Here is a 4,644-nt window from a genome sequence, read left to right on the forward strand (position 1 = left end):
TTCCCTGCCACTACCGAGGCTGGCGAACTTCATTGGCAGCCTCGGTGGGGGAGTTGCATCGGGACTTACTTCAACTGGTCGTTGAGCAGGCCGAGGATCTTGTCGGCAGTGGCCGAGACTTCTGGCTTGCCGTCACCGTTCTGCACCACGATGTTGCTGGTATCGCCGCTACCGGCGACCACGATACGGTACTTGACCGCGGATTTTTCCTTGTCCTTGGAGCTGGAGAAGATACGCGAGAAGAAGCCGTCCTCCTTCTTGTCCTTGGCGTCCTGGTTCTGGTCGACGTAGCGCACGAAGTACACGCCCTTGCTGCGATCGCGATCTTCCACGGTGAAGCCCACGCGGTCCAGCGCCAGGCCGACCCGACGCCATGCACGATCGAAGCTCTCGTCGACCTGCACGCTCGAGCCGGTGGCCGTCTTGAGCAGCTTGGAGCGCGCCTGCAAGGTCGGTGCATTGGCCACGGCCGCCTTGGCCTTGGTCTCTTCGGCGCCCAGGCGCACCATCAGGCGCGACAGGAATTCGGCTTCCAGGCCCGGATCGGAAGGACGCGCGGTCCACACCGAGGTTTCCTTGGCCGAACCGGTCAGCACTTCCTCGGCGCCACGATGGCTGATGAAGACTTCGGTGCTGCCGTTGGGGCCGCGCTCGAGGCGAGTGCGGAACTTGTCGCGCTCACCGGTCGAATACAGCGAGTCGAACACCTTGCCCAGCGTACTGCGCACGAAGTCCTGCGGGATCTTGGCGCGGTTCTCCGCCCAGTCGGTTTCCATCACGCCGGTGTCGGGCGACTCGACGTTGATCAGGAAACCGCTGTCCTGCCAGAAGTCCTTGATCTGCGGCCACAGCGCGTCGGGCGACTGCTGGATCACCAGCCAGCGCTGCGAACCATCGCGTTCGATGCGGATATCGGCGCCGTTACCCTTGGGGGCGACCGCACTGGCGTCGTTGACCGGCTTGGTCTGCTGCTCGAGGTTGTAGCCCGAAGCGGTGGCCACGCCCTTGCCCGACTCGGGAATGGCGTAGCGGTTGTCGCGCTGCAGCTGGGTCAGGTCGGGCGGCACTTCCAGGCGCGGGCCACGGGCCTTCTCTGCGCTCTTGTAATCGATACGGTCGCCCTCGAGCATGTTGCCGATGGACGAACACCCCGCCAGTCCGGCCAGCGCCAGTGCGACGACGACAGTACGTTGGATGATGGTGCTGCGCGCGGTGCGAACCACGGGACGTGCGTTCTTGCTATTAGTCATATCGTTACTGTTGAAAGCGGGTTCGATTTTTCAGAAGACGGCCGAAAGCCAAGTCCGTTATTTTAATACACCCGACTCGCGCAAGGCCGCGCGCACGGTGTCGTGGAACTCGCTGCCCAGTGGCGCCAGCGGCAGGCGCATACCAGGACCGATCATGCCGACCTCTTGCATGGCCCACTTCAGCGGCACCGGATTGGGTTCGACGAACAACTTGTTATGCAGCGGCAGCAGCTTGTTGTTCAATTCGATGGCGCGCGCGACGTTGCCGCTCATGGCGGCGACGCACAGCTCGTGCAAGTCGCGTGGCGCGATGTTGGCCGTGACCGAGATGTTGCCGGCGCCGCCATAGAGCATCAGGGCGATGGCCGTGGCGTCGTCGCCCGAATAGACGGCAAACGACTTGGGCGCCAGGCGGATCAGGTCGGTGCCGCGCGCGATGTTGCCGGTGGCGTCCTTGACGCCGACGATACCGTTGACCTGGGCCAGGCGCAGGATGGTGTCGTTGCTCATGTCGGCCACGGTGCGGCCCGGCACGTTGTACAGGATCACCGGCAAGTCGACCGACTCGGCGATCTTCGTGAAATGGCGGACCATGCCCTCTTGCGTCGGACGGTTGTAGTAAGGCACCACCTGCAGCGACGCATCGGCGCCCACCTTCTTGGCAAACGCGGTCAGCTCGATGGCTTCGGCCGTCGAATTGCCGCCGGTGCCGGCGATGATCGGAATACGCTTGGCGGTATGCTCGACGGCGATCTTGATCAGTTCGCAGTGCTCCTCCATCGACACGGTGGGCGATTCGCCGGTGGTGCCGACGATGACGATGCTGTCGGTTCCCTCGGCGATGTGCCAGTCGATCAGCTTGCGCAGGCCGTCGAAATCGAGGCTGCCGTCCGGATGCATGGGAGTGACGATTGCAACAATGCTACCCTTGATCATGATGTGCGTGCTTTTGAAGGTTGGATCGGGAAGAAAAGACTGATTGTAGCGGATAGACGCCAGCAGAGGTCAAGTCGGCACCCTCACAGGTGCAACCGTTGGTAAAAAAATGCCCGTTTCCGATGGCCTCATGCGCTCGCAGTTGCGCCCGGTCAATAGCCCAGCCCCATTGCTTCGCGCACGTCCCGCATGGTCTCCTGGGCCAGTCGGCGCGCCTTTTCGCAACCGTCTGCGACCATCGCCCGCACCAGCGAGGGGTCGTCCAGGTAAGGTTGGGCGCGTTCCAGCATCGGTTGCTGTTCTTGCAAGATGGCATCGATCACCGGCTGCTTGCACTCCAGGCAGCCGATACCGGCCGAGCGGCAGCCGCGCTGCACCCATTGCTGCACCTCCGGCGGCGAATACACGAGGTGGAATTGCCAGACCGGGCATTTGTCAGGTTCGCCGGCATCGCTGCGGCGCACCCGCTGCGGGTCGGTCGGCATGGTGCGCACCTTGCGCGTGACCGAATCGGCCGGCTCGCGCAGCCCGATCGCATTGCCATAGCTCTTGGACATCTTGGCGCCGTCCAGGCCGGGCAGCCGTGCCGCCTCGGTCAGCACGGCCTGCGGCTCGGAAAGGATCAGCTTGCGGCTGCCTTCGAGGTAGCCGAACAGGCGTTCGCGGTCGATCATCGACAGGTTCTGGGCGTCGTCGAGCATGGCCTTGGCCTGCGCCAGCGCTTCGTCGTCGCCCTTTTCCTGGAACTGCGTGCGCAATTCCAGGTACAGCCGGGCCCGCTTGCTGCCCAGTTTCTTGGTCGCCGCGCGGGCCTTTTCCTCGAAACCCTTTTCCTTGCCGTACAGGTGGTTGAAGCGGCGCGCGATCTCGCGCATGACTTCCACGTGCGGCACCTGGTCCTCGCCCACCGGCACGCCGCTGGCGCGATAGATCAGCACGTCGGCCGCCTGCAGCAGCGGGTAGCCCAGGAAACCGTAGGTGGCCAGGTCGCGGTCGGCCAGTTTTTCCTGCTGGTCCTTGTAGGTAGGCACCCGTTCCAGCCAGCCCAGCGGCGTGGCCATCGACAGCAACAGGTGCAATTCGGCATGCTCGGGCACGCGCGACTGGATGAACAGGGTCGCTTGCGACGGATCCACCCCCGACGCCAGCCAGTCGATCACCATTTCCCAGGTGCTGGCCTCGATGACCGAAGGATCGTCGTAGTGGGTGGTCAGGGCATGCCAGTCGGCCACGAAGAACAGGCAGGGCTGCTCGGACTGCAGGCGTACCCAGTTCTTCAGCGCGCCATGGTAATGGCCCAGGTGCAGTGCGCCGGTGGGGCGCATGCCGGAGACGACGCGGTCAGGGTACATGGCGGCTGGCTAGCGGTGTCGTTCAGTGGAAGAACAAGGTCAGCGGATAGGTGATCAATTGCAACAACACGCTGGCCAGGTACATCACCGGCGCCATCCACCAGGTATAGATCACCTTCAGCAGCACCAGCGCCATGACGATGAAGAAACCGTACGGTTCGATCTGAGCGAACTTGTAGGCATAGCGCACGGGCAGGAGACTGGTGAGGATACGACCGCCGTCGAGCGGCGGGATCGGGAACAGGTTGAAGGCGAACATGACCAGGTTGGTCAGCACCCCGGCCTTGGCCATGAGCATGAAAAACTCTTCCCGCACGCCGCCGATGGCCAATGCATAGATCACCACGGTCCAGATCAGCGCCATGATGAAATTGGCCCCGGGTCCGGCCAATGCCACCCAGGCCGAATCGCGCCGTGGCCGGCGCAGGTGCCCGTAGTTGATCGGCACCGGCTTGGCGTAACCGAACAGGAAAGCCCCGCTGGTGGCGAAGTACAGCATCACCGGGATCAGGATGGTACCGAAGGGATCGATGTGGCGTATCGGATTGAGGCTCATGCGCCCCATCGAATAGGCGGTGTTGTCGCCGAAGAACTTGGCTGCATAGGCATGCGCTGCCTCGTGCAGGGTGATGGCAAATAAAACCGGCAGCGCATACACCGCGACAGTCTGGATGAGATCGTTCATGGGCGCGATTCTAACAGAGCCGGGCGCGACTCACCCAGCCTGCAGGCCGAACGGGCCGGCATCCCCGCGGCCCTGGCGCACCAGCACCGCCTGGCTGTCATCGGACAGGTCGATCACGGTGGTCGGTTCCAGGCTGCAGGCGCCGCTGTCGATGATGAGGTCGATCTGCTTTTCGAGGCTGGCGCGAATGTCGTCGGCGCTGGTCAGCGGCAATTCGTCCTGCGGCAGGATCAGCGTGGTCCCCAGCAGCGGCTGGCCGAGTTCTTCAAGCAGCATGTGGGCGATGCGGTTCTCGGGCACCCGCAGGCCGATGGTCTTGCGCGACGGGTGCGACAGCCGGCGCGGCACTTCCTTGGTCGCTTCCAGGATGAAGGTGTAGGCGCCGGGCGTCGCCGCCTTGAGCAGCCGGTACTGGCGGGGG

The 4,644-nt window shown here is 63.7% G+C and carries 5 protein-coding genes; all 5 read right to left on the minus strand.

Annotated elements, in window-relative coordinates; all coding sequences use genetic code 11:
* Positions 1–65 precede the first annotated feature (65 nt).
* Positions 66–1,250, minus strand: a complete 1,185-nt coding sequence (gene bamC / locus PMI40_RS11505) for an outer membrane protein assembly factor BamC (protein WP_008115372.1) — start codon at positions 1,248–1,250, stop codon at positions 66–68.
* Positions 1,251–1,307: 57 nt separating this feature from the next.
* A complete protein-coding gene (gene dapA / locus PMI40_RS11510) occupies positions 1,308–2,186 on the minus strand; it encodes a 4-hydroxy-tetrahydrodipicolinate synthase (RefSeq protein ID WP_008115373.1) in 879 nt (292 codons plus the stop codon).
* Positions 2,187–2,338: 152 nt separating this feature from the next.
* A complete protein-coding gene (locus PMI40_RS11515) occupies positions 2,339–3,538 on the minus strand; it encodes a tryptophan--tRNA ligase (protein ID WP_008115374.1) in 1,200 nt (399 codons plus the stop codon).
* Positions 3,539–3,560: 22 nt separating this feature from the next.
* Positions 3,561–4,223, minus strand: coding sequence for a site-2 protease family protein (locus PMI40_RS11520; protein WP_008115375.1), 663 nt, complete (start codon positions 4,221–4,223; stop codon positions 3,561–3,563).
* A 30-nt stretch (positions 4,224–4,253) separates the two neighbouring features.
* On the minus strand, positions 4,254–4,644 hold a 391-nt coding region (locus PMI40_RS11525), incomplete at its 5' end, for a Sua5/YciO/YrdC/YwlC family protein (protein WP_008115376.1).

This window comes from Herbaspirillum sp. YR522 (assembly GCF_000282575.1).
Taxonomy (GTDB): domain Bacteria; phylum Pseudomonadota; class Gammaproteobacteria; order Burkholderiales; family Burkholderiaceae_D; genus Herbaspirillum.

Bases quoted from the DNA above. Each gene is read 5' to 3' on its own strand.
- PMI40_RS11515 (WP_008115374.1), bottom strand. From the start codon at position 3,538: ATGTACCCTGACCGCGTCGTCTCCGGCATGCGCCCCACCGGCGCACTG.
- bamC (WP_008115372.1), bottom strand. From the start codon at position 1,250: ATGACTAATAGCAAGAACGCACGTCCCGTGGTTCGCACCGCGCGCAGC.
- PMI40_RS11520 (WP_008115375.1), bottom strand. From the start codon at position 4,223: ATGAACGATCTCATCCAGACTGTCGCGGTGTATGCGCTGCCGGTTTTA.
- dapA (WP_008115373.1), bottom strand. From the start codon at position 2,186: ATGATCAAGGGTAGCATTGTTGCAATCGTCACTCCCATGCATCCGGAC.